The sequence below is a fragment of the Streptomyces sp. SCSIO 75703 genome (assembly GCF_036607905.1).
In the GTDB taxonomy this organism is placed as follows: Bacteria; Actinomycetota; Actinomycetes; order Streptomycetales; family Streptomycetaceae; genus Streptomyces.
In genome coordinates, this window is record NZ_CP144555.1 from 3,508,182 (window position 1) to 3,534,797 (window position 26,616).

The window sequence follows — 26,616 nt, forward strand, 5'->3', positions numbered from 1 at the left end:
GGCGCTCAGCCCTTGAACGTGACGTCGGTGATGGCCTGCTTGTAGCCGGCACTGCTGTAGCCGTCGGCCGGAGCGTACGGCAGTGCCGTGATCCACAGCAGTACGTACCGGCTCTTGGCGTGCTCCGACGCCTTGACCGTCAGCGAGGTGCCGGTGGTGGTGGCGGTGCCGATCTCCTTCATCCCGTCGATGCCGGTCGAGGGGGACAGCGCGTCGGTGGCGTAGAGGTGCACGGTCGTGCGGTCACCGGGGTACCGGAGACCTATCGTCACCGTCGAAAGATCCTCGGCGGAGCCGAGGTCGTAGACGATGCCGACACCGGGCTTGTACGGGGCGATCGGCGGGCCGTCGTTGTACTTCTTCGTCCGCCAGAACGTGGAGGGGTCGCCGTCGTAGGTCTTGTACACGTCCTTCGGCGCCTGGGCCGAGCCTTCGGCGACGTACTCCTGGGCGCCCTGGACCGCGATCGGCTTGGTGGGCTTGTCCTGGTCGGCGTTCTTGTCGCCGCCGTCCGTCGTCTGGGTCTGGTTCTGGTCGCCTGCCTTGCCGCCGCGCTCCATGAGGGCGTCCGCGAGCTGCCAGCTACCGAGACCGAGCGCGGCGATCAGCAGGGCCGAGACACCCCACTTCAGCACCTTGCCCGCGCGGCTCTGCAGCGGGGGCGGCGGGGGCGGCACCGGCTGGGTCACCCCGGGATGCGGGGCTGGGCGGCTGTATCCGCCCTTCTGGTAGGCCGTGCGCTGGTAGGCGGGCGGGGCGGTGTAGGCGGGCTCGGGCGGGCGGATGCGGGGCATCTCGCCGATCGCCTTCACCAGCTCCTCCGGCGTGGTGCACGGAGACTCGTGGCGGGAGGCGGTGGCGCCGTCGTTGGCGAGCGCCCGCATGGCCAGCTCCGACAGACCGCGATGCACTCCGGCACGCACCTGGTCCGCCGGGATCAGACCGACGTCCTTGGGCAGGCCGGACAGCCCGTAGGCATCGTCCTCGTACGGCCAGCGCTGGGTGAGCATGGCGTACAGCAGGGCGCCGATGGCCTCGGTGTCGGTGCGCTGGGGGGTGTCGGAGCCGATGCCCCGCAGGGCGGCGTTGACGGCGAGCCCGCGGATGCGCCACTGGCCCGTGGAGGTGCGCAGGACGGCGTTGGGGTTCAGCCGCAGGTGGGCCAGACCCTCGCGGTGGGCGGCGGCCATCGCGGAGGCGATCTGGGTGACCATCTGGTAGGCGTCGTACGGCTCCAGGGGGCCGGAGGCCAGGAGCGCGGTCAGTTCGGTGGCGTCGGGCAGCCACTCGTGCACGACGTAGACGAGGTCGTTGTCCTCGACGGCGTCCAGCACCTGGACGAAGCGGGGGTCACCGAGGAGTGCGGCGGAGCGGGCCGCGGCCAGCACCGACCGGGCACGCGGGTGGTCGGCGGGCAGGATGTGCACCCCGACCGCCCTGCGGAGCTTCTCGTCGACGGCACGCCAGCTACTGAAACCGTCCAGCCGGGTGAGGCACTCCTCGAGGCGGTAGCGTCTGGCGAGTTTGTGCCCGCTGTGCAGTTCGGGAGGCGAGGTCTTGCCGGGCTCCTCGCTCGTGGGGCTCCCTTGTGCCTCGTCGCTGTCCGTGTCCCGCTCCCGGTTGTTGGCCACCCCGTCGGCCGTGGACTGGTCCGCCTGTGCGGTCAGCGACTGCTCGCCGCTGTTGTCTGCCACGTCGACGGCAGCTGTGCTCCGTTCCGCCACCGTCGTTCCTGCCTCCCCATTCGATGCACGCCGGCCGACACCCGTCGCGTGCATTCCGACGCCAAAACCAATTGTGCCCACAGTCCGCCGCTATGCACGACACACGGCGGCGGACGATGGTTGTGCGCCTACCCCGGGTATCAGCGTCCCAGGCGTCCGCGCACCATGCCGACCAGCGAGTTGACCTCCTCGATGCGCATGCGGCGGGCGGCCGCGAAGAAGACACCGAGCAGCACGGCGCCGCCCGCCAGCAGTGCGACGAACGATCCGGGGACGCCCTGGCCGAGCGTGCGGCTGATCCCGTAGCAGGCCGCACCGCTGAGCAGGGCGGCGGGGACGGACGCGATGCCCAGACGGGCGTAGGTCCTGAGGACCCGGGAGCCGTCCAGGTCGCCACCGAGCCGCTTGCGCAGCCGGCGCCAGGCGACGCCCACACCGATCGCGTACGCGAGCCCGTAGGCGGCGGCCATGCCGACCACGGCCCACCGCGCCGGGATCACGAGGTAACACACCGCCGAGGCGCCCGCGTTGACCAGGGCCACGATCACCGTGTTGTAGAAGGGCGTCCGGGTGTCCTCGTAGGCGTAGAAGGCGCGAAGGACGATGTACTGCACGGAGTACGGGATGAGGCCGAGGCCGAAGGCCATCAGCATGAAGCCCATGTTCGTGGCCGCACCGGTGCCGGACGAGCCGAAGATCAGGGTGCACATCGGGATGCCGAGCGCGATGAAGCCGAAGGCGATCGGCACGATCGCGACGGCTGTCGTGCGCAGGCCCTGGGAGATGTCGTCGCGGACGGCGCCGGAGTCCTCCTCGGCGGCCGAGCGGGAGATACGCGGCAGCAGGGCGGCCATCAGGGAGACGGTGATGATGGCCTGCGGCAGACCCCAGATGAGCTGGGCGTTCGCGTAGGCGCTGAAGCCGGTGCCGGAGATCTCCGTGTCCGCCACCGACGCCGAGGCGAGCTGGGTGACGACGAGGGCGCCCGCCTGGTTGGCGAGCACGAACAGGATCGTCCACTTGGCGAGCATCGCGGCCTTGCCCAGGCCGTGCCCCCGCCAGTCGAACCGCAGCCGCAGCCGGAAGCCGGTCTCGCGCAGGTAGGGGATCATCGCCAGGGACTGGACCACGAGGCCCAGCAGCACGCCGACGCCAAGCAGGCGCTCGCCCTCCGGCGGGATGCTCTGGACGGTCATACCGGAGTCCGCGGCCGTGCCGTAGACCCAGATGAACATGCCGAGCGTGACGATGATGACGATGTTGTTCAGGACCGGGGTCCACATCATCGCGCCGAACCGGCCGCGGGCGTTGAGGATCTGACCCATCACCACGTGGACGCCCATGAAGAAGATGGACGGCAGGAAGTAACGGGTGAAGGTGATGGCGACGTCGTTGGCCGCGGGGTTGGTGGCGACGGAGTTCGACAGCGCGCGGACCAGCAGCGGGGCACCGAGCATGGCCAGCGCGGTGAGCAGGCCGAGCGCGACCATGACCAGGGTCAGCAGCCGGTTGGCGTACGCCTCGCCGCCGTCGTCGTCCTCCTTCATGGCGCGCACGAGCTGGGGGACGAACACGGAGTTCAGACCGCCGCCGACGGTGAGGATGTAGATCATCGTCGGGAGCTGGTAGGCGATCTGGAAGGACTCGCCCAGCAGGGCGAGTCCCAGGGCCGAGACGATCATCGCGGAGCGGATGAACCCGGTCAGCCGCGAGACCATCGTGCCCGCCGCCATGACGGCGCTGGACTTCAGCAGACCGCCGGCCCGCCCGCCCTTCGTGGGCGCGACGGCCGGGGGCTCCTCCACCTCTTCGGCGGATTCGATGCTCGGGGCGACCGCGTACTGCCCCGGCGCCGGCGCGAGCGGGCCGGGAGCCGGGGCCTCGTCGAACCGTCCGTCCGGCCGGTCCCCGCCGCCCCGCTCCGGTCCTCGCCCGCCTTCGTACGGCCCGGGTGAGCGCGTGGGCGCGGGTACCTGCCCGTGATCGTCGTACGAGGGGTGGCCGCCGTTGCGCTGTTGGTCCTGGAAGAGGTGGGCGAAGGCGTCCGGCTCGGGCCGCTCCTCGCTCGCCTGGCTGACCAGGTCGTCGACACCGACGAACTGCGTCGTCCGCGGGTCGTCCCCGTACGGCAGGTGCCGCGTCGGGCCCTCCGGCTCCGGCGGCGGTGTCTGTGCCCAGACCCGCGGGTCGGGGGCGTGGGGGGACGGGCCGGGCCGGCCGTACAGCGGCGGCTGCGCGGGGGCCGGGGGCGGCGGGGGATGCGCGGCACGGTCGTACAGCGCCTCGGAGACCGGGTCCTGGGCGGAGAGGTCCCGCGCCCGGTAGGGGTCCTGGTCGTAGGCGTCCTGGAGGTACATGTCCGCGGGCGGCTGGGGCAGCGCCCCCGCGTGGTCGGGCGGCGGGCCCTCGGGGTCGCCCGAGCCGTCCACGGCCTGACCGCGGTCACCGTCGTACGGCGCGTTCATGCTTACCCCACCTCATCGTCCCGGGCCGACCGGCCACGACATCCTCAACGGTCCACTCTCTCACCCGTGCCGGACGGGTCGGCGTTTTCCGTTGCGGTGTCCGGTGTCGGGTCACTCGGCTGCTCCGGGTCGCCGGTCCGGGGCCGTTGCCCGGACTCCTCGGGGAGAGGCCCGCCGGGCCCGGCGGGGTCCCCGGGGACCGTGCCGGCTCGCTCCGCGTCGTCTGTCTCACTCGTTCCGGCCTGGTCTTCCTCGGTGGGGGCGGCCCGGTCGGCGTCGTCCGGGGCGGCCTCGTCCGCCTCGCGGGCGGCGGCCCGCTTGCGCTGGGTGTACATCCGGAAGCCGGCGAGGACGAGCAGCAGGACCCCGCCGCCGATGACCAGCATCACGGTGGCCGTGATCTCGGTGACCTTCACGTCGAAGCTGACGGGCTCACCGTACTTGCGGCCGTCGGGCGTGTAGAGCTGGGCGATGACGGTCGCCCGGCCGTTGGCGTTGGCCGAGGTGGTGAACTTCACCGACTGGCTGTGGCCGCCGGAGACGGACACCGGCTGCTCCTGGTAGGCGGAGCCGCCGATCTCCAGCCGCGTCGGGTTGGTGGACGAGAGCCGCAGGACCAGCGGGCCGACGTCCTGCACCAGGTTGTTCTGCACGGTCACGGGGATCGTGGCGCTGCGGCCGGAGAGCTTGGTCTCCGACTTGTCGATCAGCCGGACCCGGCCGGCCAGACCGTCGAGGTAGCTCTCCACGCCGTCACGGAAGGATTCCGCCTCGGCGGCCCTGCCACGCCAGGAGGCGGACATGCCCCGGTTCAGGGCCCGCCCGAACGGTGTCACCACGCGGGACTCGTCCGAGAGCACGACCTTGAAGTTGCCGAGCTTGTCCTGCGTCTGCGTGATCTGCACGAACGCCGAGCGGCGCAGTTCCTTCTTGCGCAGCGACGACGGGTAGGAGGAGGCCGCGGGGACCTTCGTGGAGGCCCGCGGGTCCGGCTTGGCCACGGCGGCGGCCGACAGTTCCTGGGACTGCGACCAGGTGCCGCTCTGGAGGGCGCCCAGGGCCTCGGCCATCGCGCGGGCCTGGCTGCCCGAGGGCATGCGCTGCGGGGCGACGACGATGCTGCGCTGCTTGCCGCTCTGGAGGCCCAGCTCCAGGCTCTGGGCGAGGAAGCGCTGCACCGCGAGCGTGGAGGCCGAGGCCGTGTTCAGCTCGCCCTCGAACGCCGTCGACATCCGGGCGTCCGCGACGACCGCGGTCGTCCCGCCACCGATGGGCCGGGCTGCCGAGGGCGTGTACGGCAGGCCCTCGGCCTCCTGGAGGCTGTCGCTGCGCGCGATCACCTTGTCGGCGCCCGCCGAGGTGGCGACCTTGACGATCGACCGGTCGACCGCGCCGTCCACGGGCCAGGCGAAGTCGGTGCTCGGCTGCACGTGGAGGATCGGCTCGACCGTGTTGGCGACCACGTCCGTGGCGTCCTTGAGCTGGCTCAGCGACCCGGTGATGCCGGTGCCGTTGTGCGCGAGCGAGGCCAGGTCGGGGTCGGCGAAGGGCAGGGCGACGACCTCCTTGCCGCTCACCGCCCCCTGGAGGTCGGCCAGCCACTGCTTCGCGACCGCCTGGTGGGTGCCGGGGGTGGTCTCCTCCCCGCTCCGGACCCGGTACTTGCCCGTCATCGCGTCCACGGAGGCGAGCAGGTCCGGGTCGATCACCCAGGTGACGTCCAGGCTCTTGCCCAGCGCCACCATCTGGTTCAGGCGGCCACCGGGAGAGATCTCCTTGGCCAGGTCGTCGTTGAGGAAGACCGGCGTCTGCTCCTCGTTCGGACCGGTCTCGGCGGCCATGTGCGTGGTGGAGACCAGCGGCCACAGGAACGTGGTCTTGGTCTTGGTGTCCGCCGCGTCCGGCTTCCACGGCAGGAAGGTGCGCTGGATGCCGAGGATCTGCTCCCAGGGCTGTGCGGAGGTCTGCCCGGAGAGCGAGACGGCGAACTCGTAGACACCGTCCCTGCCGAGGTTCAGCTCGTCGACCGGTACGGAGATGTTGAAGTGCTCGGAGACGCCGGGGGTGAGCTTGGAGAACTTCTCGGTGTACTTGTCGCCGACCTCGGGGGCGATCGCGCCCTGGAGGCTGTCCGCGTTCTTGGCGACCGTGTCGATGGCCGAGCGGGTGGCGACCTCGGGACCCAGCCGCAGGGCGACGTGGGCATCGGTGACCGCCCGCTTGCCGTTGTTGGTCACCGTCCCCGACACGGTCACGGTGTCCCCGTCGGTCGGCACCGACGGAGTGAGCGAGTCGACGGCGACCGCCACCGGACCCGCGCCCGAGGCCGCCTCCCCCGTGCCCTGCCCCTGGGCGTGTGCGGGGCCGGCGGCGGGAAGCTGGAAGAGACCGGCCAGCAGGGGCGCTCCGGCGAGCAGTGCCTGGGCACGCCGCAGCCCCCGGCGGGCAGGTGAGGGACTGGTCCCCTGGAAGTCTGCCGCCTCGGCCACGCGCTCGCCCGTCCCTCGTCGTGTCAGTGGTCGTCGGAATGTGCGTCCACGCATGGTAACGATGCGCGCGGAGTGGAAGTGCCGCGGCGTACCTCACAAGATCCGGAAGCACTGGGCACGGCGCCGTATGCGGTCCTTTCGGTGGGGAACCGACATGTGCCTCTATAAAGAGGAGTGGTCCGGAGGCGAAGCGGTGTGGTCCGGGGCACGATCCAGCGGACGGGGCGCCCCGCGCCCGCACGGGCCACGTACCCTGTTCTGTTGTGCCGAACGCCAACGAAGTCCACGCCCCCGCCCCGAGCCAGGCGCAGCGCCCCGAGGTCGCCGAACCCTTGCGGATCGCCCCTGTCGCCGACGATCTCGCCCGCCGCTTCCAGGCGGCCGGGTTCTCCCTCGCTCTCGTCGGAGGCTCGGTCCGGGACGCGTTGCTGGGCCGGCTCGGCAACGACCTGGACTTCACGACCGACGCCCGGCCGCAGGACGTCCTGAAGATCGTGCGGCCCTGGGCGGACGCCGTCTGGGAGGTCGGTATCGCCTTCGGCACGGTCGGGGCGCAGAAGGACGGCTACCAGATCGAGGTGACCACCTACCGGTCGGAGGCGTACGACCGCACCTCGCGGAAGCCGGAGGTGTCCTACGGTGACTCCATCGAGGCGGATCTCGTCCGCCGGGACTTCACGGTGAACGCCATGGCCGTGGCGCTCCCGGAGAAGAGGTTCATCGACCCGCACGGGGGCCGTGACGACCTCGCCGCGCGCACGCTCCGTACCCCGGGCACCCCGGAGGAGTCCTTCTCCGACGACCCCCTGCGGATGATGAGGGCGGCCCGGTTCGCCGCGCAGCTCGACTTCGAGGTGGCGCCGGAGGTCGTGCGGGCCATGGAGGACATGGCCGGCCGCATCGAGATCGTCTCGGCCGAGCGGGTGCGGGACGAGCTGAACAAGCTCGTCCTCTCCCCGCATCCGCGCAAGGGGCTGACCCTGCTGGTGGACACCGGCCTCGCCGGGTACGTCCTGCCCGAGCTGCCTGCCCTGCGGCTGGAGAGGGACGAACACCACCGCCACAAGGACGTCTACGACCACACACTGATCGTCCTGGAGCGGGCGATGGCCCTGGAGGACGACGGGCCCGACCTCACGCTGCGGCTGGCCGCGCTCCTGCACGACATCGGCAAGCCGCGTACCCGTCGGTTCGAGTCGGACGGCCGGGTCTCGTTCCACCACCACGAGGTGGTGGGGGCGAAGATGACGAAGAAGCGCATGGCCGTGCTCAAGTACTCCAACGACCTGGTCCGGGACGTCTCTCGACTGGTGGAGCTGCACCTGCGTTTCCACGGGTACGGCACGGGCGAGTGGACCGACTCGGCTGTCCGTCGGTATGTGCGGGACGCCGGGCCGCTACTCGACCGGCTCCACAAGCTGACCCGGTCGGACTGCACGACCCGGAACAAGCGCAAGGCCGCCGCGCTGTCCCGCGCGTACGACGGTCTCGAGGACCGGATCGCGGCCTTGCAAGAGCAGGAGGAGCTGGACGCCATCCGGCCCGACCTCGACGGCAACCAGATCATGGAGGTCCTCGGTGTCCGTCCCGGGCCGGCCGTGGGGCAGGCGTACAAGCACCTTCTGGAGCTCCGGCTGGAGCGCGGGCCGATGGGGCAGGACGCGGCGGTGGAAGCCCTCAAGGAGTGGTGGGCGGCCCAGAACGACTGAGCCGGCACGGTGCTGTTTCACGTGAAACAGCACCAGTACGGACAGACCAAGGGCGGTGTTTCACGTGAAACACCGCCCTTGCGCATCGAAGGTGCCGACGGCCTACTTCTTGTAGTCCTTCAGGCAGAGCAGGAAGCTCTTGCCACGGCCCGTCTCGGTGTAGGTGTACTCGAAGTCCTTGGCCTCGGCCTCGCACTTGCTGGAGGCCAGCGTGCTGCTCGTGAAGGAGCCCTCGACCTTGGCGACGACCTCGTACTGGGCCTTCGAGTCCTTGCAGTCGACGACCTCCAGGTCGGGGTCGTCGTCGTTGCTGCTGCCGCGGTGCATGCAGTCCCCGACCGCCGCCGTCTTCGCGTCGTCCCGGCTGGCTATGTAGCCGCCGATCGCCACACCGGCGACGATCACGACGATGACGATGTTCTTGATCATCTTGAAGCTGAGCTTGCGGCGGGCCGGCTGCGGCGGCACGGGAGCACCCTGCGGGAACCCGGGCTGGCCGGCCTGCTGCGGGAAGCCCTGCTGGCCCTGGGCGAAGGGATTCTCCCCCTGCGGCTGCTGGGCCTGCGGCTCGCCCTGCGCGAACGGATTGCCCTGGGACGGCGGAGTGGTCACTTGGGGGTCCCCCTCAAACATGGGTGCGTGGCGCGAACATGTCGCGTCGTAAGACCCACGTAAGCTATCCGGCCCCACTGACAACGCCCTACTCGCGGGCCACTCTGTGTCATTGATGTGACACTTACTGGGGCCCAAAACGCGCCATCACCGCTGCAACCGCTCCATATGCCGCGGCGACCATGACGATGAGCGGCACAGACCGGCCGTCCGGCGGCAGTATCAGGGCAGCCACCCCCGCGGCTCCGACGAAGGCGACGTTGAACAGCACGTCATAGACGGAGAAGATCCGGCCACGGAAGGAGTCGTCGACCGAGGACTGCACGATGGTGTCGGTCGCGATCTTCGACCCCTGGGTCGCCACCCCCAGCACGAACGCCGCGACGAGCATGGGAAAGGTGGCGAACGGCAGGCCCAGCGCGGGCACCAGCACCGCCGCCGCCCCGGCGCACAACGCCATCCAGTGGCCCGGCCCGAAGCGCACCGCCGCCCACGGCGTGATCACCGCCGCGGCGAAGAAGCCGGCGCCCGAGACCCCCAGCGCCAGGCCCAGCAGCGCCAGCCCCTCGTCGGTGGTCGAGGTCAGCGCGTACCGGCACAGCATCAGCAGCATGACCAGAAGGGCGCCGTAGCAGAACCGCATCAGTGTCATGGCGACGAGCGACCAGGCCGCGTCACGGCGCTCGGGTGCGACCAGATGGCGGATCCCGGCGACCATGTCGCGTGCGCTGCTCGTGAGAGCCGCGGCCAGCCGCGGCGCGGCGGACACGCGGTCGGGCCCCAGCAGGTCCACCGCGATGCGCAGCGAGACCAGCGCCCCGCACAGGTACAGCAGGGACCCGAGCAGCACCACGGCGGCGTCCGAGTCCGAGATCACCAGGCGGACGACGAAGGCCAGCCCGCCGCCTGCGGTCGCGGCGAGGGTGCCGGCGGTCGGGGAGAGGGAGTTGGCGACGACCAGGCGCCTCTCGTCGACCACGCGCGGCAGCGCGGCGGAGAGCCCGGCGAGGACGAAGCGGTTGACCGCGGTCACGCACAGCGCGGAGGCGTAGAACAGCCAGTCCGGGACGGAGACGACCATGAGCACGGCCGTTCCGGAGGCCAGCACCGCGCGCAGCAGGTTGCCGTAGAGGAAGACCTGGCGCCGGCGCCAGCGGTCCAGCAGGACGCCGGCGAAAGGGCCCACCAGGGAGTACGGCAGCAGGAGCACCGCCATCGCGGAGGCGATCGCGGCCGGGGACGTCTGCCGCTCCGGCGAGAAGACCACGTAGGTGGCGAGTGCCACCTGGTAGACGCCGTCGGCGCCCTGGGAGAGCAGACGGACGGCGAGCAGACGCCGGAATCCCTTCAGGCGCAGCAGGATGCGCAGGTCACGGACGACGGCCATGGGGCACAGCCTCACATACCGGAAAGGTCCCCGGGTCACGCGACCCGGGGACCTCCGCAGGACGGGAGCCGGAGACTCTCAGCTCTCGGTCTCGCCCTTGATGAACTTCTCGACGTTCTCGCGAGCCTCGTCGTCGAAGTACTGGACCGGCGGCGACTTCATGAAGTAGCTCGACGCGGACAGGATCGGGCCGCCGACACCGCGGTCCTTGGCGATCTTCGCGGCGCGCAGGGCGTCGATGATGACACCGGCGGAGTTCGGGGAGTCCCAGACCTCGAGCTTGTACTCCAGGTTCAGCGGGACGTCACCGAACGCACGGCCCTCCAGGCGGACGTAGGCCCACTTGCGGTCGTCCAGCCAGGCGACGTAGTCCGACGGGCCGATGTGGACGTTCTTCTCGCCGAGCTCCCGGTCGGGGATCTGCGAGGTCACGGCCTGGGTCTTGGAGATCTTCTTGGACTCCAGCCGGTCGCGCTCCAGCATGTTCTTGAAGTCCATGTTGCCGCCGACGTTGAGCTGCATCGTGCGGTCCAGGATGACGCCCCGGTCCTCGAACAGCTTCGCCATGACGCGGTGCGTGATGGTGGCGCCGACCTGCGACTTGATGTCGTCGCCGACGATCGGGACGCCGGCCTCGGTGAACTTGTCCGCCCACTCCTTGGTGCCGGCGATGAAGACCGGGAGGGCGTTGACGAAGGCGACCTTGGCGTCGATGGCGCACTGGGCGTAGTACTTCGCCGCGTCCTCGGAGCCGACCGGCAGGTAGCAGACGAGGACGTCGACACGCTGGTCCTTGAGGACCTGGACGACGTCGACCGGCGCCTCGGCGGACTCCTCGATGGTCTCCTGGTAGTACTTGCCGAGACCGTCGAGGGTGTGGCCGCGCTGGACCTGCACACCGCTGTTCGGCACGTCGCAGATCTTGATGGTGTTGTTCTCGGAGGCGCCGATGGCGTCCGAGAGGTCGAGGCCGACCTTCTTGGCGTCCACGTCGAAGGCGGCGACGAACTCGATGTCACGGACGTGGTACTCGCCGAACTGGACGTGCATCAGGCCCGGGACCTTGGAGGCCGGGTCGGCGTCCTTGTAGTACTCGACGCCCTGCACCAGCGATGCGGCGCAGTTGCCCACACCGACGATGGCTACGCGAACCGAACCCATTCCGGTTGCTCCCTGTGTGTACGAGTGAGGCCCTGACTGGGCGCTCACGTGGCGGTGTCGCCGGGCGTATCCGGCCGGGGGGTGTCCCCGGACCGGGGCAGGTCGCCCGCCGTTCCAGATGTGGTGTCCCCACGAGCGGTCCCCTCGGCGCCGGGACCGCGCAGGTCCCGTCCCGCCCGCTCGCTCTCGATGAGCTCGTTCAGCCAGCGCACCTCGCGCTCCACGGACTCCATTCCGTGGCGCTGCAGCTCCAGCGTGTAGTCGTCGAGGCGCTCCCGGGTGCGGACCAGCGAGGTCCGCATCTTCTCCAGTCGCTCCTCCAGCCGACTGCGGCGGCCTTCGAGTACGCGCATGCGGACGTCCCGCGACGTCTGCCCGAAGAACGCGAAACGAGCGGCGAAGGTCTCGTCCTCGTACGCGTCGGGGCCCGTCTGCGAGAGAAGCTGTTCGAAGTGCTCCTTGCCGTCGGCCGTCAACCGGTAAACGATCTTGGCGCGGCGCCCGGTGAGGGACGCGGCGGCCTCGCCGATGTTCCCCGGCTCCTCTATCAACCAGCCGTTGGCGACCAGCGTCTTGAGGCAGGGGTACAGCGTCCCGTAGCTGAACGCCCGGAACACCCCCAGGGACGTGTTGAGCCGTTTGCGCAGCTCATAGCCGTGCATCGGGGATTCGCGGAGCAGGCCGAGTACGGCGAACTCGAGGATGCCGGAGCGCCGGCTCACGGTCGCCTCCTCTCTGCCGCGACCCGTGGTGACGGGTGCCGTGACGGGCTCGTTCGGGGTCCTTATGCCGAGCCGATGTATCGACTCGATACATCCAGACGATAGAACGCGACCCACCGTGCGACAAGGGGGAGCGGGGTGAACGGGATCACATCAGGGTTTCATCGCATGCAAGTTGCCGGATTTGAGGCGAACTTCGGAGCCCGGGGGTTTTTGCGGTGCGTAGTCTGTCCGCCATGCAAACCACTGGGAACCGAGTGACGCCAGGGGACGTCCTCGTCCCCGGTGCGGTACGGGTGAATGCGGAAGGGACCGCATCCGTACTTCGGGGGGACCGGAAACCAGCCGCCGTTTCCAGGCGCGCAAGGGTGCGCCTGCCCGAGGAGTAGTCGTTCGATGAGCGAGCACCGTCGCAAACCGCCGCAGCCGCAGGGAGGCGGACGTGCCGCGGCCCGACGCGGTCAGTCCGGTTCCTCCGGTCGCCGTGCGGCACCGCGAGGCGCCACAAGGTCTCCGTCCGGCTCGTACGGTCCGGATGAAGAGCGCCCCTACAGCACCCGCGCCGAGGCCCGGCGCGCGGCGCAACGAAGTGGAGGCGGCCGTCGCAGAGCGGCCGAGCCGGGAGGCGGTGGCCGGCGAGCCGCGCCCGGCGGATCGGGCCGGGGCCGTGCCGCGGCGGCGTCCGGCAGTAAACGCCTGATCGACTATCCGCGGAGCGACCGGAACGGCTGGCGGCGCTGGATGCCCTCCTGGAAGCTGGTCACCGGGCTGTGCATCGCGTTCTTCGGTGGACTGGTGGCCGCCACCGGTCTCGCGTACGCCATGGTCGGCATTCCCGACATCGCGAAGACGGCGTCCGCGCAGAACAACGTGTACTACTGGGCGGACGGCAGCCAGATGGTCGCCACCGGTGGTGAACGCAACCGCCAGGAAGTCGAACTGTCGCGGATTCCCAAGGAGATGCAGAACGCGGTCATCTCCCAGGAGAACCGGAGTTTCCGCACCGACAGCGGCATCGACCCCAAGGGCATCGCCCGAGCCGTGTTCAACATGGCCCGCGGTGGTGACACCCAGGGCGGCTCGACCATCACCCAGCAGTACGTCAAGAACGCGATGCTCGACGACCAGTCGCAGACGCTCTCCCGCAAGGCCAAGGAGATGCTGGTCTCGGTCAAGGTCGGGGCCAAGGTCGAAAAGAACGACATCCTGGAGGGCTACCTCAACTCGGCGTACTACGGGCGCGGTGCCTACGGCATCCAGGCGGCGGCACGGGCGTACTTCAACAAGGACGCGGTCGACCTGAACGCGGGTGAGTGCGCGCTCCTGGCGGCGGTCCTCAAGGGCGCCACCTACTACGACCCGGCCGGGGCCACGTCCATCGACCCCGGGGCCACCGCCGAGGCGAACCAGAAGCGGGCGCTGCGGCAGATGCAGGACACCCTCGACAAGATGGTCGAGTACGGTCACCTGGACCAGGCGGAGCGGGCCAAGTACACCACGCTCCCCAAGGTGCAGAACCCGCGGTCGAACACCCAACTCAGCGGGCAGACCGGCTACCTCGTCGACCTGGCCAAGGCGTCGCTGATCAAGAACGACGTGGTCACGCAGAAGGACCTGGAGACGGGTGGCTACTCGATCTACACGACCTTCGACAAGAAGAAGGTCGAGGAGCTCGAGAAGGCGGTCCAGAAGGTCTACAAGGAGAACATCCGGCCCGAGGACCGTCCCGACACCGACACCCACGTCCAGTTCGGCGGAGCCTCCGTGGACCCGAAGACGGGCGCCATCGTGGCCATCTACGGCGGCGAGGACGCGACCAAGCACTTCACCAACAACGCCGACGTGACCGGTGCGCAGGTCGGTTCGACCTTCAAGCCGTATGTGCTCGCCGCGGCGATGAAGTGGGGGGTGCGGGACCCCGACCTCGGCGAGACCCAGGCCCAGGACGAGCGCACCGTCGTCTCCCCGAAGAGCCTCTACAGCGGCCAGAACAACCTCAAGATCAAGAACTACGACGGCACGATCTGGAAGAACGAGAAGGACGAGCAGTGGCGTCAGGTCAACGACGGTGACCAGTCGCTCGGCGAGGCGCCGGACTACAAGATCGACCTCCGTGAGGCCATGCGGGAGTCCGTGAACTCCGCCTTCGTGCAACTCGGCATGGACGTCGGCCTCGACAAGGTGAAGGAGGCCGCCATCGACTCGGGCCTCCTGAAGAGCAGTCTGACGGGCACGAACTACCCCTCCTTCTCCATCGGTGTCTCGGACCCCAGCGCGATCCGCATGGCCGGCTCGTACGCGACCTTCGCGGCCAGCGGCAAGCAGCGTGAGCCGTTCTCCGTCACCAAGGTGGTGAAGAAGGGCGAGACGATCTTCACGCACAAGTCCACGAGCAAGGACGCCTTCACGGCCAAGGTCGCGGACAACGTCACGGACGTGCTGAAGACGGTCGTCGACGAGGGAACCGGCTCCAACGCACAGCTGCCGGGCCGTGACGTGGCGGGCAAGACGGGTACGACGGACGGCAACAAGTCGGCGTGGTTCGTCGGCTACACCCCGCAACTGTCGACCGCCATCAGCATGTTCCGTTACCCGGACGACGAGACCATCAAGAACCGCACGTTCCTGGAGATGTTCGGCACCGGCGGTCAGAAGAAGATCCACGGTGCCTCGTTCCCGTCCGAGATCTGGCACGACTACATGGAGAAGGCGCTCGAGGGCGAGAAGGCGGAGCGGTTCCCGAAGCCGGAACCGATCGGCGAGATCATCAACGACGACCCGCTGCCGAGCCCCTCCCCCACCCCGTCCGAGACGGCGGCGGAGAGCCCGTCGCCCTCGGCTACGCCCACCGAGACGACCCCCAGCCCCACCGCGCCCACGCCGAGCAGCACCTGTGGGGTGTTCACCTGGAACTGTGAAGAGGGAGACAACCGGGGCGGCGACAACGGCGGCAACGACGCCGGTGGCGCCAACGGAGGCCAGCCCTCCCCGCCTACGCCCACGGAGACGGAGGAAGAGAACCCCACCAGAGGACAAGGATTCATCGGCGGTCCGAACGGCTAGCCGACGATCCGTCCCAGACGGGTGTTTCACGTGAAACACCCGGAGGTTCCACGTGAAACGGGGGCCGCCGCACCCAGGAGGGTGCGGCGGCCCCCGCGTGTTCCCGGAGGTATACGGCAGGATGACCCCATGCCCAGTGCAGAAGCGACGCCAGTGAAGGCGCAGCAGCCGGACCCGGTCCCGCCGACCAGGGAGGACCGGGTCGCGGCGGCCGGCAGCGAGCTGATCGGCGGCCCGCTCGGCCGGCGCGCGCTGCCGGGAACGAGCTGGTGGACACCGGTGCGGGTGATCGTGCTCGTGGCGATCGGCATGTTCGCCCTCGGGCTGGTCCAGAAGGCCCCCTGCTACAACGGGGCGTGGTTCTTCGGCGCCAGCTCGCAGTACACGCACGCCTGCTACTCGGACATCCCGCACCTGTACCAGGGCCGGGGGTTCATCGACGGCCTCGTGCCCTACTTCGACAGACTCCCCGGCGACATGGAGTACCTCGAGTACCCGGTGCTGACCGGCCTCTTCATGGAAGCCGCGTCCTGGCTCACCCCGGGGAGCGGGACCGTCCAGGCCCAGGAACAGTGGTACTGGATGGTCAACGCCGGGATGCTCATGGTCTGCGCGGTCGTCATCGCCGTCTGCGTGACCCGTACGCACGCCCGGCGTCCCTGGGACGGCCTGCTGATCGCCCTCGCGCCCGCGCTCGCGCTCACCGCGACGATCAACTGGGACCTGCTGGCGGTGGCCCTGACGGCTGCCGCGATCCTCATGTGGTCCCGGAGCCGGCCGCTGGCCTTCGGGGTCCTCCTGGGGCTGGCCACGGCCGCCAAGCTCTATCCGTTCCTGATCCTCGGCCCCCTGCTCGTCCTGTGCTGGCGCGCGGGCCGGTGGCGGGCGTTCGTGGTGGCCCTGGGCGGTGCCGCCGCCTCCTGGCTCGTGGTGAACCTGCCGGTGATGTTCTTCGCCTTCGACGGCTGGTCGAAGTTCTACACCTTCAGCCAGGAGCGCGGCGTCGACTTCGGTTCCTTCTGGCTGATCCTGGTCCAGAACTCCGATCACCCGCCCAGCACCGAGACGGTCAACACACTGGCGACGCTCCTGATGGTGCTGTGCTGCGCCGGGATCGCGGTGCTCACGCTGACGGCCCCGCGCCGTCCGCGGTTCGCCCAGCTCGCCTTCCTGATCGTCGCCGCCTTCATCCTGACCAACAAGGTCTACTCACCGCAGTACGTCCTGTGGCTGGTGCCGCTGGCGGTGCTCGCCCGGCCGAAGTGGCGGGACTTCCTGATCTGGCAGGCGTGCGAGGTGGTCTACTTCCTCGGCATCTGGATGTACCTCGCGTACACGACCAGCGGGGACTCCCACAAGGGCCTGCCGACCGACGGCTACCACTGGGCCATCGCCGTGCACCTGGCCGGCACGCTCTTCCTGTGCGTGACGGTGGTGCGCGACATCCTCCGGCCGGACCGCGACCCGGTCCGCCGCCACGGCGACGACGACCCCTCGGGCGGCGTGCTCGACGGCGCGGAGGACGTCTTCGCGATCGGCCCCGTGGCCCGCCCCGCGACGCGGACCGCGCACTTCGAGGGAACGCGGGTGCGATGGGGCACCGCCGGAGGGCAGGTCGGCGGCTCGCTCTGAGCCCCCGCGGCCCGGCGGCGCGCGCCACCTGCGGGCCGGGCAGGGGAAAGGCCGTACACGAACCTCGTGTACGGCCTTACGCCGGTCCGGGGCCAGTCCGGGGCCGGTGCGGAGGCCCGGAAGCCCCGACGGCCTCAGCGGTCGACGATACGGTCGAACTGTGTGGTGGTGTGCCGCAGATGGGCCACCAGCTCGTCCCCGACCTGCGGCTCGGGGGCGTCCGTGGGCACGAAGAGGATCGACACCTGCATGTGCGGGGGCTCGGCGAACCACCGCTGCTTGCCGCCCCAGACGAACGGCGACAGGTTCCGGTTGACCGTGGCCAGCCCGGCCCTGGCGACCCCCTTGGCGCGCGGCATGACACCGTGCAGCGCCTTCGGCGCCTCCAGGCCGACCCCGTGGGACGTTCCGCCCGCCACGACCACCAGGAAGCCGTCGGAGGCCGCCTTCTGCTGCCGGTAGCCGAAGCGCTCGCCCTTGGCCACCCGCGTGACGTCCAGCACCGCCCCGCGGTACTCGGTGGCCTCGTGGTCGCCGAGCCAGAGCCGCGTGCCGATCCGGGCACGGAAGTGGGTCTGCGGGAACTGCTGCTGGAGCCGGACCAGCTCGTCCGCCTTGAGGTGGCTGACGAACATCGTGTGCAGCGGCAGCCGGGCCGCCCGCAGCCGGTCCATCCAGCCGATGACCTCCTCGACGGCGTCGGAGCCGTCGGTGCGGTCCAGCGGCAGGTGGATGGCGAAGCCCTCCAGCCGGACGTTCTCTATGGCGGCGTGCAACTGCGGCAGGTCATGTTCGGCGACGCCGTGCCGCTTCATCGAGGACATCACCTCGATGACGACCCGCGCGCCCACCAGGCCGTAGACGCCGTCGACGGACGACACCGACCGCACGACGCGGTCGGGCAGCGGCACGGGCTCCTCGCCGCGTCGGTACGGCGTCAGCACGAGCAGGTCGCCGCTGAAGAAGTCCTTGATCCGGGCGGCCTCGTACGTCGTGCCCACGGCGAGGACGTCGGAGCCCAGCCGCGTGGCCTCCTCCGCCAGGCGCTCGTGCCCGAAGCCGTAGCCGTTGCCCTTGCAGACCGGGACGACCCCGGGGAACTGCTCCTGTACGTGTTTGTGGTGCGCCCGCCAGCGCGCGGTGTCGACGTAGAGCGTGAGCGCCATGGCCGGACCTGGGACCTTTCTCGTGGCTGTGGGTGTGGGGTCGGAACGGGGACGTCCTGGAAGGGGCCTCGGGCCCGCCGGGGACTCGGGGGCCGTCGCCGACGCTACTGGAGTCGGGCCCGCGGGTCAGCGGCGCGACATGTAGATGTCGAGCGCCTTGTGCAGCAGCTTGTTGAGCGGGAAGTCCCATTCGCCGAGGTACTCGGCCGCCTGCCCGCCCGTGCCGACCTTGAACTGGATCAGGCCGAAGAGGTGGTCGCTCTCGTCCAGGGAGTCGGAGATGCCGCGCAGGTCGTAGACGGTGGCGCCGAGCGCGTAGGAGTCGCGCAGCATCGCCCACTGCATCGCGTTCGAGGGGCGCACCTCACGGCCGATGTTGTCCGAGGCGCCGTAGGAGTACCAGACGTGCCCGCCGACGACCAGCATCGTCGCGGCCGACAGGTTCACGCCGTTGTGCCGCGCGAAGTACAGCCGCATCCGGTTGGGGTCCTCGGCGTTGAGCGCCGTCCACATGCGCTGGAAGTACGAGAGCGGACGGGGCCGGAAACGGTCGCGCACCGCCGTGATCTCGTACAGGCGCTGCCACTCCTCCAGGTCCTGGTAGCCGCCCTGGACCACCTCGACGCCGGCCTTCTCGGCCTTCTTGATGTTGCGGCGCCAGAGCTGGTTGAAGTTCTTGTGCACCTCTTCCAGCGACCGGTTGGCCAGCGGCACCTGGAAGATGTAGCGGGGCTGCACGTCGCCGAAGCCGGCGCCCCCGTCCTCGCCCTGCTGCCAGCCCATGCGGCGCAGCTTGTCGGCCACCTCGAAGGCGCGCGGCTCGATGTGGTCGGCCTCGACGTCGCGCAGGCGCTTGACGTCCGGGTCCTGGATGCCCTTCTTGATGGACGTGGCGTCCCAGCGCCGGATGACCACCGGAGGGCCCATCTTCACCGAGAAGGCGCCCTGCTGCTTGAGGTGCGCCAGCATCGGCTCCAGCCACTCCTGCAGGTTCGGGGCGAACCAGTTGATGACCGGGCCCTCGGGGAGGTACGCGAGGTAGCGCTTGATCTTGGGGAGCTGCCGGTAGAGGACGAGTCCGGCGCCCACCATCTCGCCGGTCCGGTCGTCGAACCAGCCCAGGTTCTCCGAACGCCATTCCGCCTTTACGTCTGCCCATGCCGGGACCTGCATGTGACTCGCCGCCGGCAGGCTCTGGATGTACGCCAGATGCTGCTCGCGGCTGATGGTCCTCAGGGTCAGGGTCATTCGGGGCGCTCCTCGGGCTGGTGTGTCCCCCTGGGTACAGGGGCTCCGGCTCTCGCGCGAAGCCTACTGCGCCCTGTGAGCGCCCCGTTCGGCGTACCGCGGGAAGGGGCCCCGCCCTGTGGGCGGGGCCGTGGATCAGCCTCCGCTGAACCCGCCGAAGGAGCCGAAGAGCCCGCCGTGGGACATGCCGAAGTAGAGCCCGATCGCGGAGGCGCCGAGTGCCAGGACGAGGCCGAAGCGCTCCCGGGTCGTCACCGAGATGAACTGGCCGTATCCGGCGGTCAGCACACCCGCGAGACCGGCCCAGGAGGCCAGCAGGTGCAGCCCCGGGAAGCCGGCCGTGACGAGGGAGAGCACTCCGAGCACCAGGGCCACGGCCAGGAGCGTGTCCTGGAGCGGGTGGGGCTTGCCGTCGGTGGCCAGCAAGCCGGTCCTGGGTTTGGCGGGTCGCGTGATCTGTGCCATGGGGAACCTCCAGCCGATGGCGGTGTGACTTCGCCCCACACTTCCGGTGTGTTACAGATTGCGTCCCCGCCCAGGCCGATTTCAACCGTGCGGCGAGGTCCGGGTACTCTGTACCGTCCGCACCGGTGTATGCCGTCGGCCGTACCGGCCGGGGCCGGGCCGCTCCCCAGGGAGAGGCCCGATTGTCAGTGGGCTCTGGTTCACTCGACGACATCGGTGCACAACGCATCGCAACCCTCCTGCCACGGAACGACCGTGGCCGCTGAGTCCAAAGGAGGTGGGTTCCACATGCGTCACTACGAGGTGATGGTCATCCTCGACCCCGATCTCGAGGAGCGCTCTGTCTCCCCGCTGATCGAGAACTTCCTCTCCGTCGTCCGTGACGGCGGCGGAAAGGTCGAGAAGGTCGACACCTGGGGCCGTCGTCGTCTCTCGTACGAGATCAAGAAGAAGCCCGAGGGCATCTACTCGGTCATCGACCTGCAGGCCGAGCCTGCGGTCGTCAAGGAGCTCGACCGCCAGATGAACCTGAACGAGTCGGTCCTCCGGACCAAGGTCCTTCGTCCCGAGAACCACTGAGCCCTTCCGCTCAGTCGGTCCCGGGATCGAGTAGCAGCACCAGCAGCCAGCAGCAAACCCGCCGAGAGGTTCCCCCATGGCAGGCGAGACCGTCATCACGGTCGTCGGCAATCTTGTCGACGACCCCGAGCTGCGCTTCACCCCGTCCGGTGCGGCCGTCGCGAAGTTCCGTGTCGCGTCCACGCCCCGCACCTTCGACCGCCAGACCAACGAGTGGAAGGACGGCGAGAGCCTCTTCCTGACCTGCTCGGTCTGGCGCCAGGCGGCGGAGAACGTCGCCGAGTCGCTCCAGCGAGGCATGCGCGTCATCGTGCAGGGCCGGCTGAAGCAGCGGTCCTACGAGGACCGTGAGGGCGTCAAGCGCACGGTCTACGAGCTGGACGTCGACGAGGTCGGCGCCAGCCTGCGCAACGCCACGGCCAAGGTCACCAAGACCTCGGGCCGCGGCGCCCAGGGTGGCGGCGGCTACGGAGGCGGCGGCCAGGGTGGTGGCGGCGGCTGGGGCGGTGGCCCCGGCGGCGGTCAGCAGCAGGGCGGCGGCGCTCCGTCCGACGACCCGTGGGCGACCGGCGCTCCCGCCGGCGGCCAGCAGGGCGGCGGCGGTGGCTGGGGCGGTGGCTCCGGCGGCGGTGGCGGCTACTCGGACGAGCCCCCCTTCTGAGGCCGGACCGGGCCGCGAGGCTCGGCCGGGCCCAGGGACGGGCCGTACCCACACTTCTTGATCACACAGGAGAATCACCATGGCGAAGCCGCCTGTGCGCAAGCCGAAGAAGAAGGTCTGCGCATTCTGCAAGGACAAGGTCACGTACGTGGACTACAAGGACACGAACATGCTGCGGAAGTTCATTTCCGACCGCGGCAAGATCCGTGCCCGCCGCGTGACCGGCAACTGCACGCAGCACCAGCGTGACGTCGCCACGGCCGTCAAGAACAGCCGTGAGATGGCGCTGCTGCCCTACACCTCCACCGCGCGATAAGGGAAGGGTGACCGACTCATGAAGATCATCCTCACCCACGAGGTCTCCGGCCTCGGTGCCGCGGGCGACGTCGTCGACGTCAAGGACGGTTACGCTCGCAACTACCTGGTGCCGCGGAAGCTCGCTATCCGCTGGACCAAGGGTGGCGAGAAGGACGTCGAGCAGATCCGTCGTGCTCGCAAGATCCACGAGATCCAGACCATCGAGCAGGCCAACCAGGTCAAGGCCCAGCTCGAGGGTGTCAAGGTCCGTCTGGCCGTCCGCTCCGGCGACGCCGGCCGTCTCTTCGGTTCCGTCACCCCGGCCGACGTCGCTTCGGCGATCAAGGCCGCCGGCGGTCCCGACGTGGACAAGCGCCGCATCGAGCTGGGCGCGCCCATCAAGACCCTGGGCGCTCACGAGACGTCCGTGCGTCTGCACCCCGAGGTTGACGCCAAGGTCAGCATCGAGGTCGTCGCCGCCTGAGCTCCGCTCACACCGGCGTGATGCCATGGGGCCGCATCCCCTCACGGGGGTGCGGCCCCATCGTCGTCCATGAGCGGCGAGACGCCGACGCCGGTCGGGGTGTTTCACGTGAAACACCCCGACTCGGGTGGCGTGGTGGCTTGGCGGCCCTGTTACGCGGCGGCGCCCGTCACGATCCAGCGGCCCGAGCGTGTCCGCAGCCACAGCGTCAGCATGCGCATGGTCATCATCAGTGTCATGGCCCCCCACAAGGCGGTCAGTCCGCCGCCGGCCGAGGGCACGAGGAGCGCAGCGGGGGTGAAGACCGCCAGCGTGATCAGCATTGCCCAGGCGAGATACGGGCCGTCACCCGCGCCCATCAGGACACCGTCCAGGACGAAGACGACTCCGCAGATGGGCTGGGAGGCGGCCACGATCACCAGTGCGGGCAGGGCCGCGTTCCTGACGGCCGAGTCGCTGGTGAACAGGGGCAGGAAGGCCGGGCGGGCCACCACGACCAGCAGTCCGAGGAGCACGCCGACCGCGATGCCCCAGTGCACCATCCGGCGGCACGCCTCCCGTGCCCCCTGCCCGTCACCGGCGCCCAGATAGCGGCCGATGATCGCTTGGCCGGCGATGGCGATGGCGTCGAGGGCGAAGGCGAGCAGGCTCCACAGCGACAGGATGATCTGGTGAGCCGCGATGTCGGCGTCGCCGAGCCGGGCCGCTACGGCCGTGGCAATCATGAGGATCGCGCGCAGGGAGAGGGTACGGACCAGCAGGGGTACCCCTGCCTGGGCGGAGGCCCGGATACCGGCGGCGTCCGGACGGAGGGAGGCCCCGTGTTTGCGGGCTCCGCGGACCACCACCCCGAGGTAGACCGCGGCCATACCGCACTGGGCGATGACCGTTCCCCAGGCCGAGCCGGCGATCCCGAGCCCGGCCCCGTAGACGAGGCCGACGTTGAGGAGGCCGTTGGCGACGAACCCGGCGATCGCCACGTAGAGCGGGGTCCTGGTGTCCTGCAGTCCCCGCAGGATCCCCGAGGCGGCCAGCACGACGAGCATGGCGGGGATGCCGAAGGCGGAGATGCGCAGGTAGGTCACGGCGTAGGGGGCCGCGGTGCCGGACGCGCCGAAGAGGTCCACGAGCGTCGGGGCCAGGGGCAGGAAGACGGCGATGACGGCCGCGCCGAGCAGCAGGGCGAGCCAGATGCCGTCCATCCCCTGACGGATGGCGGAGGGCAGGTCCCCCGCGCCGACGCGTCGGGCGACGGCCGCCGTGGTGGCGTAGGCGAGGAAGACGAAGATGCTGACGGCGGTGGTCAGCAGGGCCGAGGCGATGCCGAGACCGGCGAGTTGTGCCGTGCCGAGATGGCCGACGATCGCGCTGTCGGCCATGACGAAGAGCGGCTCGGCGACCAGCGCGCCGAAGGCCGGGAGGGCCAGCGCGACGATCTCGCGGTCGTGCCGGCGGCGAACGGTCCGCGAGCGCGCGGGGGCCTGAGTCATGCGCACTAATCTAATCGTCCACAGGTAATGGATGCAAAGCCTGGGCAGTCCTTACTTTCTCTCGCGGGGCGCGCGTTCGGTTGGGCCGTTCGACGTGATCTTGAGTCGTGGGGGAAAGTTTTTCTTCTGCACAGGCCGTGGATGGCGAAACCGCAGGTCAGGAACGCCTGTGGAGGGGTGGAGGCGGCTTGTTCACAGGGCTGTCCACCGGCTCGTGCACAGGTTTCCGGGAGTTCTCCACAGCATCTGGCCCGTCATCCACATGGCCTGTGGATAACCAGATTGGCTGACGGTGCCCGCGGGCCTACGGTGGTCCGGCGCCCGTCCCGTCCGCCGACTTGTGAACCGTCACAAAACCGACGCGTCAGAACCGGAGTTGGGCGTCCGATTTGTCAGTGCCGTGCCGTAGAAATGAGGCTCGGCGAGATCCGCTCGGCGGACGGGAGGAGGTGGCTCGGTGAGCATTTCCGAGCCCTTGGACGATCCGTGGGCCGACAGCGGCCCCAGCGATCGTCTGCCCGCCTCCCGGCGCCGCGGCGACGGTGGCCGCAGCCGCGACGACCAGCACGAACGCGGCCGGGACAACGGTTCCTGGGGCGACGCGGGGCCGTCGTCGTTCGAGCGGGTGCCGCCGCAGGACCTGGAGGCCGAGCAGTCCGTCCTCGGCGGCATGCTGCTGTCCAAGGACGCCATCGCCGACGTCGTCGAGATCCTCAAGGGCCACGACTTCTACAAGCCGGCGCACGAGATGGTCTACCAGGCCATCCTCGACGTCTACGCGAAGGGCGAGCCGGCCGACCCCATCACCATCGCCGCCGAACTGACCAAGCGCGGCGAGATCAACAAGGTCGGCGGCGCCTCCTACCTGCACACCCTCGTACAGACCGTGCCGACCGCCGCGAACGCCGCCTACTACGCGGAGATCGTGCACGAGCGCGCGGTCCTGCGCCGCCTGGTGGAGGCCGGGACGCGGATCACCCAGATGGGATACGCGGCCGACGACGACGTCGACGAGATCGTCAACCGTGCCCAGGCCGAGATCTACGCCGTCACCGAGCAGCGCACCAGCGAGGACTACCTGCCGCTCGGCGACATCATGGAGGGCGCGCTCGACGAGATCGAGGCGATCGGCTCGCGCAGCGGCGAGATGACCGGAGTCCCGACGGGATTCACCGACTTCGACTCGCTGACCAACGGCCTCCACCCCGGCCAGATGATCGTCATCGCCGCTCGCCCCGCCATGGGAAAGTCCACCCTCGCGCTGGACTTCGCACGGGCCGCGTCGATCAAGAACAACCTGCCCAGCGTCATCTTCTCCCTGGAGATGGGGCGCAACGAGATCGCGATGCGCCTCCTCTCCGCCGAGGCGCGGGTCGCCCTGCACCACATGCGGTCCGGCACGATGACCGACGACGACTGGACCCGGCTGGCCCGCCGGATGCCGGACGTCTCCGCCGCGCCGCTCTACATCGACGACTCCCCGAACCTGTCGATGATGGAGATCCGCGCCAAGTGCCGGCGCCTCAAGCAACGCAACGACATCAAGCTGGTCGTCATCGACTACCTCCAGCTCATGCAGGCCGGTGGGTCCAAGCGCGCCGAGAGCCGTCAGCAGGAGGTCTCGGACATGTCCCGTAACCTCAAGCTCCTCGCCAAGGAGCTGGAGATCCCGGTGATCGCGCTCTCCCAGCTCAACCGCGGCCCCGAACAGCGCACCGACAAGAAGCCGATGGTCTCGGACCTGCGTGAGTCCGGCTCCATCGAGCAGGACGCCGACATGGTCATCCTCCTGCACCGCGAGGATGCCTACGAGAAGGAGTCCCCGCGGGCCGGCGAGGCGGACCTGATCGTCGCCAAGCACCGCAACGGCCCGACGGCCACGATCACCGTCGCCTTCCAGGGCCACTACTCCCGTTTCGTGGACATGGCCCAGACCTGACGCCACCGATGAGATCCGGCGGCCACTTGTCACCGACGACGGCCACCGCGTGGCCGACAGGACGCGGGTCGGTAGACACGCCGACTGAGCGAGTGGCTCTTCCCTCCGTGTCCAGGATCTCCGCGGTCGTCTTCGTGCCGTCCGGGGCAGCACCCTCGCGTTCGGCGGCCGATGGGTCGCCCCGGGCAACGCGGGGTCGGTGGTCCGTTGGAGGCAGCGGTGGCTGTGCCGGTACGCCCGCGTGTCCGGCGTGGTGATGGGGCCGTGGTGGAGGACTTGGACAAGCCCTCGGCGCCGTCCGGGCTGCTGGGGCGAGCCGCTCAATCGCCTGATGGGCGGCCAAGATCCGCGGACAGCGCCGCGTAGATGTACTCGCTGCCCCAGCGATCCCCGTCGAGGTCGTTCTCGACCAGGTGTGCCTCCCGGCGCATCCCGAGGCGCTCACAGACCCGCACAGACCCGGTGTTGTCCACATCCAGCCGCGCGTAGAGCCGGTGCACGCCCAGCGTGTCGAAGGCAAACCCGGCCAGAGCCGCGGCCGCCTCGGTCGCGTAGCCGTGCCCCTGGTGACCTGGGGCGAGAGTCCAGCCGATCTCCGCTTGGGCGGCGCGGGCGTCGGCCAGGGCGAGGCTCACCTCGCCAAGGACACCGGGCTCATCGCGTCGGCAGACAGCGAGCGCCAGCTTGTCCCCGTCGGCGCGCCAAGCCGTCTGCGCCGCGCGCTCGGCGGCAACCTGCTCGCTGCGCTCACGCGTGTGCGCCGGCCGGTACAGGTAGCGCGCCACGCTCGGCAGGCTCTGGTAGGCGTACAGATCGTCGGTGTCGCCGGGAGTGAACAGACGCAGCGACAACCGAGACGTGGTCAACGGCAACAGCGAGGAGACGTCCATGCGGACCTCCGGGACGCGGATGTGGATCAAACGGCGGACCGATGTTCGCATCAGGACCGCCCGGTGGCCACGCCTTTTCAGAGCAGCGCCCGGCAGTCGCACTTCGCCACGAGGCGCGGCATTCCAGGAGTTGCTTCCCGACGCACGCTCGGCGAGGAAATGACAGTCCCGTGCCCCGAGCCTGAGGCCGGCCGCGAGGAGCCCCAGTTCGCATAGTTGAGGTTTCACCCCCTGTCGACGGGCGGGGCAAGGAGTCGTCGGTGTGCCCGGCCGGGAGTGCGACGAGTCGGGGTGGGGGCGCTGTGTCGCCATGAGGCCGTTCATGCCGGCGTCGACGTCCACGAAGGCTCCGGCCCGGACGGTCCGCGACCGCACCTCACCCTGGCGTGGCGGCGGCAGGAATTCCTCGAGGGCCGAGAGTGGTACGGAGGGG

Annotated in this window: 20 protein-coding genes; 8 read left to right on the top strand and 12 right to left on the bottom strand. The window is 69.8% G+C overall.

Annotated elements, in window-relative coordinates; translation table 11 throughout:
• Positions 1–5: 5 nt before the first annotated feature.
• The 3 genes from VM636_RS15335 to VM636_RS15345 all read right to left on the bottom strand — a co-directional run bounded on the left by VM636_RS15335 (position 6) and on the right by VM636_RS15345 (position 6,678).
• On the bottom strand, positions 6–1,724 hold the full coding sequence (locus VM636_RS15335) for a protein kinase family protein (RefSeq protein ID WP_053913036.1): 1,719 nt from the start codon (positions 1,722–1,724) through the stop codon (positions 6–8).
• Between the two features lie 140 nt (positions 1,725–1,864).
• Positions 1,865–4,189, bottom strand: a complete 2,325-nt coding sequence (gene murJ / locus VM636_RS15340) for a murein biosynthesis integral membrane protein MurJ (protein WP_053913037.1) — start codon at positions 4,187–4,189, stop codon at positions 1,865–1,867.
• 44 nt (positions 4,190–4,233) lie between these two features.
• Positions 4,234–6,678, bottom strand: a complete 2,445-nt coding sequence (locus VM636_RS15345; RefSeq protein WP_053913038.1) for a DUF6049 family protein — start codon at positions 6,676–6,678, stop codon at positions 4,234–4,236.
• A 263-nt stretch (positions 6,679–6,941) separates the two neighbouring features.
• On the opposite strand from VM636_RS15345, the gene VM636_RS15350 reads away from it, so the two are divergent.
• Complete coding sequence (locus VM636_RS15350) at positions 6,942–8,387, top strand: CCA tRNA nucleotidyltransferase (RefSeq protein WP_053913039.1); 1,446 nt, start codon at positions 6,942–6,944, stop codon at positions 8,385–8,387.
• A 102-nt stretch (positions 8,388–8,489) separates the two neighbouring features.
• Here the strand turns inward: VM636_RS15350 and VM636_RS15355 are convergent, their stop codons facing one another.
• From VM636_RS15355 to VM636_RS15370, 4 genes are all read right to left on the bottom strand, one after another.
• On the bottom strand, positions 8,490–8,999 hold the full coding sequence (locus VM636_RS15355; RefSeq protein WP_030420060.1) for a hypothetical protein: 510 nt from the start codon (positions 8,997–8,999) through the stop codon (positions 8,490–8,492).
• A gap of 124 nt (positions 9,000–9,123) precedes the next feature.
• Positions 9,124–10,386, bottom strand: coding sequence for an MFS transporter (locus VM636_RS15360; RefSeq protein ID WP_030420061.1), 1,263 nt, complete (start codon positions 10,384–10,386; stop codon positions 9,124–9,126).
• A 78-nt stretch (positions 10,387–10,464) separates the two neighbouring features.
• The gene (locus VM636_RS15365; RefSeq protein WP_030420062.1) at positions 10,465–11,547 is read right to left on the bottom strand and encodes an inositol-3-phosphate synthase; all 1,083 of its coding nucleotides are present in this window, start codon (positions 11,545–11,547) and stop codon (positions 10,465–10,467) included.
• Positions 11,548–11,591: 44 nt separating this feature from the next.
• Positions 11,592–12,269 (bottom strand): PadR family transcriptional regulator, encoded by a 678-nt coding sequence (locus tag VM636_RS15370; RefSeq protein WP_030420063.1) that lies wholly within the window; start codon positions 12,267–12,269, stop codon positions 11,592–11,594.
• A gap of 396 nt (positions 12,270–12,665) precedes the next feature.
• Between VM636_RS15370 and VM636_RS15375 the strand changes: the two genes are divergently transcribed.
• Positions 12,666–15,332 carry a transglycosylase domain-containing protein gene (locus VM636_RS15375; protein ID WP_199825451.1) on the top strand — a complete coding sequence of 889 codons (2,667 nt, stop codon included), beginning with the start codon at positions 12,666–12,668 and terminating at the stop codon, positions 15,330–15,332.
• 129 nt (positions 15,333–15,461) lie between these two features.
• Positions 15,462–16,964, top strand: coding sequence for a glycosyltransferase 87 family protein (locus VM636_RS15380; protein ID WP_338484840.1), 1,503 nt, complete (start codon positions 15,462–15,464; stop codon positions 16,962–16,964).
• A 134-nt stretch (positions 16,965–17,098) separates the two neighbouring features.
• Here the strand turns inward: VM636_RS15380 and VM636_RS15385 are convergent, their stop codons facing one another.
• The 3 genes from VM636_RS15385 to VM636_RS15395 form a co-directional block, all read right to left on the bottom strand.
• Positions 17,099–18,130, bottom strand: a complete 1,032-nt coding sequence (locus tag VM636_RS15385; protein WP_030420066.1) for an alanine racemase — start codon at positions 18,128–18,130, stop codon at positions 17,099–17,101.
• A gap of 126 nt (positions 18,131–18,256) precedes the next feature.
• Positions 18,257–19,378 (bottom strand): peptidoglycan bridge formation glycyltransferase FemX, encoded by a 1,122-nt coding sequence (gene femX, locus VM636_RS15390; RefSeq protein ID WP_030420067.1) that lies wholly within the window; start codon positions 19,376–19,378, stop codon positions 18,257–18,259.
• A gap of 135 nt (positions 19,379–19,513) precedes the next feature.
• Positions 19,514–19,843: a hypothetical protein gene (locus tag VM636_RS15395; protein ID WP_030420068.1), complete on the bottom strand. Its 330-nt coding sequence runs from the start codon at positions 19,841–19,843 to the stop codon at positions 19,514–19,516.
• A 288-nt stretch (positions 19,844–20,131) separates the two neighbouring features.
• Between VM636_RS15395 and rpsF the strand changes: the two genes are divergently transcribed.
• The 4 genes from rpsF (at position 20,132) to rplI (ending at position 21,864) form a co-directional block, all read left to right on the top strand.
• Positions 20,132–20,422 (top strand): 30S ribosomal protein S6, encoded by a 291-nt coding sequence (gene rpsF / locus VM636_RS15400; RefSeq protein WP_030420069.1) that lies wholly within the window; start codon positions 20,132–20,134, stop codon positions 20,420–20,422.
• A 76-nt stretch (positions 20,423–20,498) separates the two neighbouring features.
• On the top strand, positions 20,499–21,083 hold the full coding sequence (locus VM636_RS15405) for a single-stranded DNA-binding protein (RefSeq protein WP_338484843.1): 585 nt from the start codon (positions 20,499–20,501) through the stop codon (positions 21,081–21,083).
• Positions 21,084–21,162: 79 nt separating this feature from the next.
• Entirely contained in the window at positions 21,163–21,399 is a 237-nt protein-coding gene (gene rpsR / locus VM636_RS15410; protein WP_003949403.1) for a 30S ribosomal protein S18, read from the top strand.
• Positions 21,400–21,417: 18 nt separating this feature from the next.
• Positions 21,418–21,864, top strand: a complete 447-nt coding sequence (gene rplI, locus VM636_RS15415; RefSeq protein ID WP_030420071.1) for a 50S ribosomal protein L9 — start codon at positions 21,418–21,420, stop codon at positions 21,862–21,864.
• Positions 21,865–22,016: 152 nt separating this feature from the next.
• On the opposite strand, the gene VM636_RS15420 is transcribed toward rplI, so the two are convergent.
• A complete protein-coding gene (locus VM636_RS15420; protein WP_030420072.1) occupies positions 22,017–23,354 on the bottom strand; it encodes an MATE family efflux transporter in 1,338 nt (445 codons plus the stop codon).
• A gap of 457 nt (positions 23,355–23,811) precedes the next feature.
• Between VM636_RS15420 and dnaB the strand changes: the two genes are divergently transcribed.
• Positions 23,812–25,293, top strand: a complete 1,482-nt coding sequence (gene dnaB, locus VM636_RS15425; protein ID WP_338484847.1) for a replicative DNA helicase — start codon at positions 23,812–23,814, stop codon at positions 25,291–25,293.
• Positions 25,294–25,613: 320 nt separating this feature from the next.
• On the opposite strand, the gene VM636_RS15430 is transcribed toward dnaB, so the two are convergent.
• On the bottom strand, positions 25,614–26,183 hold the full coding sequence (locus VM636_RS15430; RefSeq protein WP_338484849.1) for a GNAT family N-acetyltransferase: 570 nt from the start codon (positions 26,181–26,183) through the stop codon (positions 25,614–25,616).
• Positions 26,184–26,616: the final 433 nt, after the last annotated feature.

Coding starts and splice junctions, on each gene's coding strand:
- VM636_RS15380 (WP_338484840.1), top strand. CDS start 15,462: ATGCCCAGTGCAGAAGCGACGCCAGTGAAGGCGCAGCAGCCGGACCCG.
- VM636_RS15360 (WP_030420061.1), bottom strand. CDS start 10,386: ATGGCCGTCGTCCGTGACCTGCGCATCCTGCTGCGCCTGAAGGGATTC.
- rpsR (WP_003949403.1), top strand. CDS start 21,163: ATGGCGAAGCCGCCTGTGCGCAAGCCGAAGAAGAAGGTCTGCGCATTC.
- VM636_RS15405 (WP_338484843.1), top strand. CDS start 20,499: ATGGCAGGCGAGACCGTCATCACGGTCGTCGGCAATCTTGTCGACGAC.
- VM636_RS15375 (WP_199825451.1), top strand. CDS start 12,666: ATGAGCGAGCACCGTCGCAAACCGCCGCAGCCGCAGGGAGGCGGACGT.
- VM636_RS15430 (WP_338484849.1), bottom strand. CDS start 26,183: ATGGACGTCTCCTCGCTGTTGCCGTTGACCACGTCTCGGTTGTCGCTG.
- femX (WP_030420067.1), bottom strand. CDS start 19,378: ATGACCCTGACCCTGAGGACCATCAGCCGCGAGCAGCATCTGGCGTAC.
- rplI (WP_030420071.1), top strand. CDS start 21,418: ATGAAGATCATCCTCACCCACGAGGTCTCCGGCCTCGGTGCCGCGGGC.
- rpsF (WP_030420069.1), top strand. CDS start 20,132: ATGCGTCACTACGAGGTGATGGTCATCCTCGACCCCGATCTCGAGGAG.
- VM636_RS15365 (WP_030420062.1), bottom strand. CDS start 11,547: ATGGGTTCGGTTCGCGTAGCCATCGTCGGTGTGGGCAACTGCGCCGCA.
- VM636_RS15385 (WP_030420066.1), bottom strand. CDS start 18,130: ATGGCGCTCACGCTCTACGTCGACACCGCGCGCTGGCGGGCGCACCAC.
- VM636_RS15420 (WP_030420072.1), bottom strand. CDS start 23,354: ATGACTCAGGCCCCCGCGCGCTCGCGGACCGTTCGCCGCCGGCACGAC.
- murJ (WP_053913037.1), bottom strand. CDS start 4,189: ATGAACGCGCCGTACGACGGTGACCGCGGTCAGGCCGTGGACGGCTCG.
- VM636_RS15395 (WP_030420068.1), bottom strand. CDS start 19,843: ATGGCACAGATCACGCGACCCGCCAAACCCAGGACCGGCTTGCTGGCC.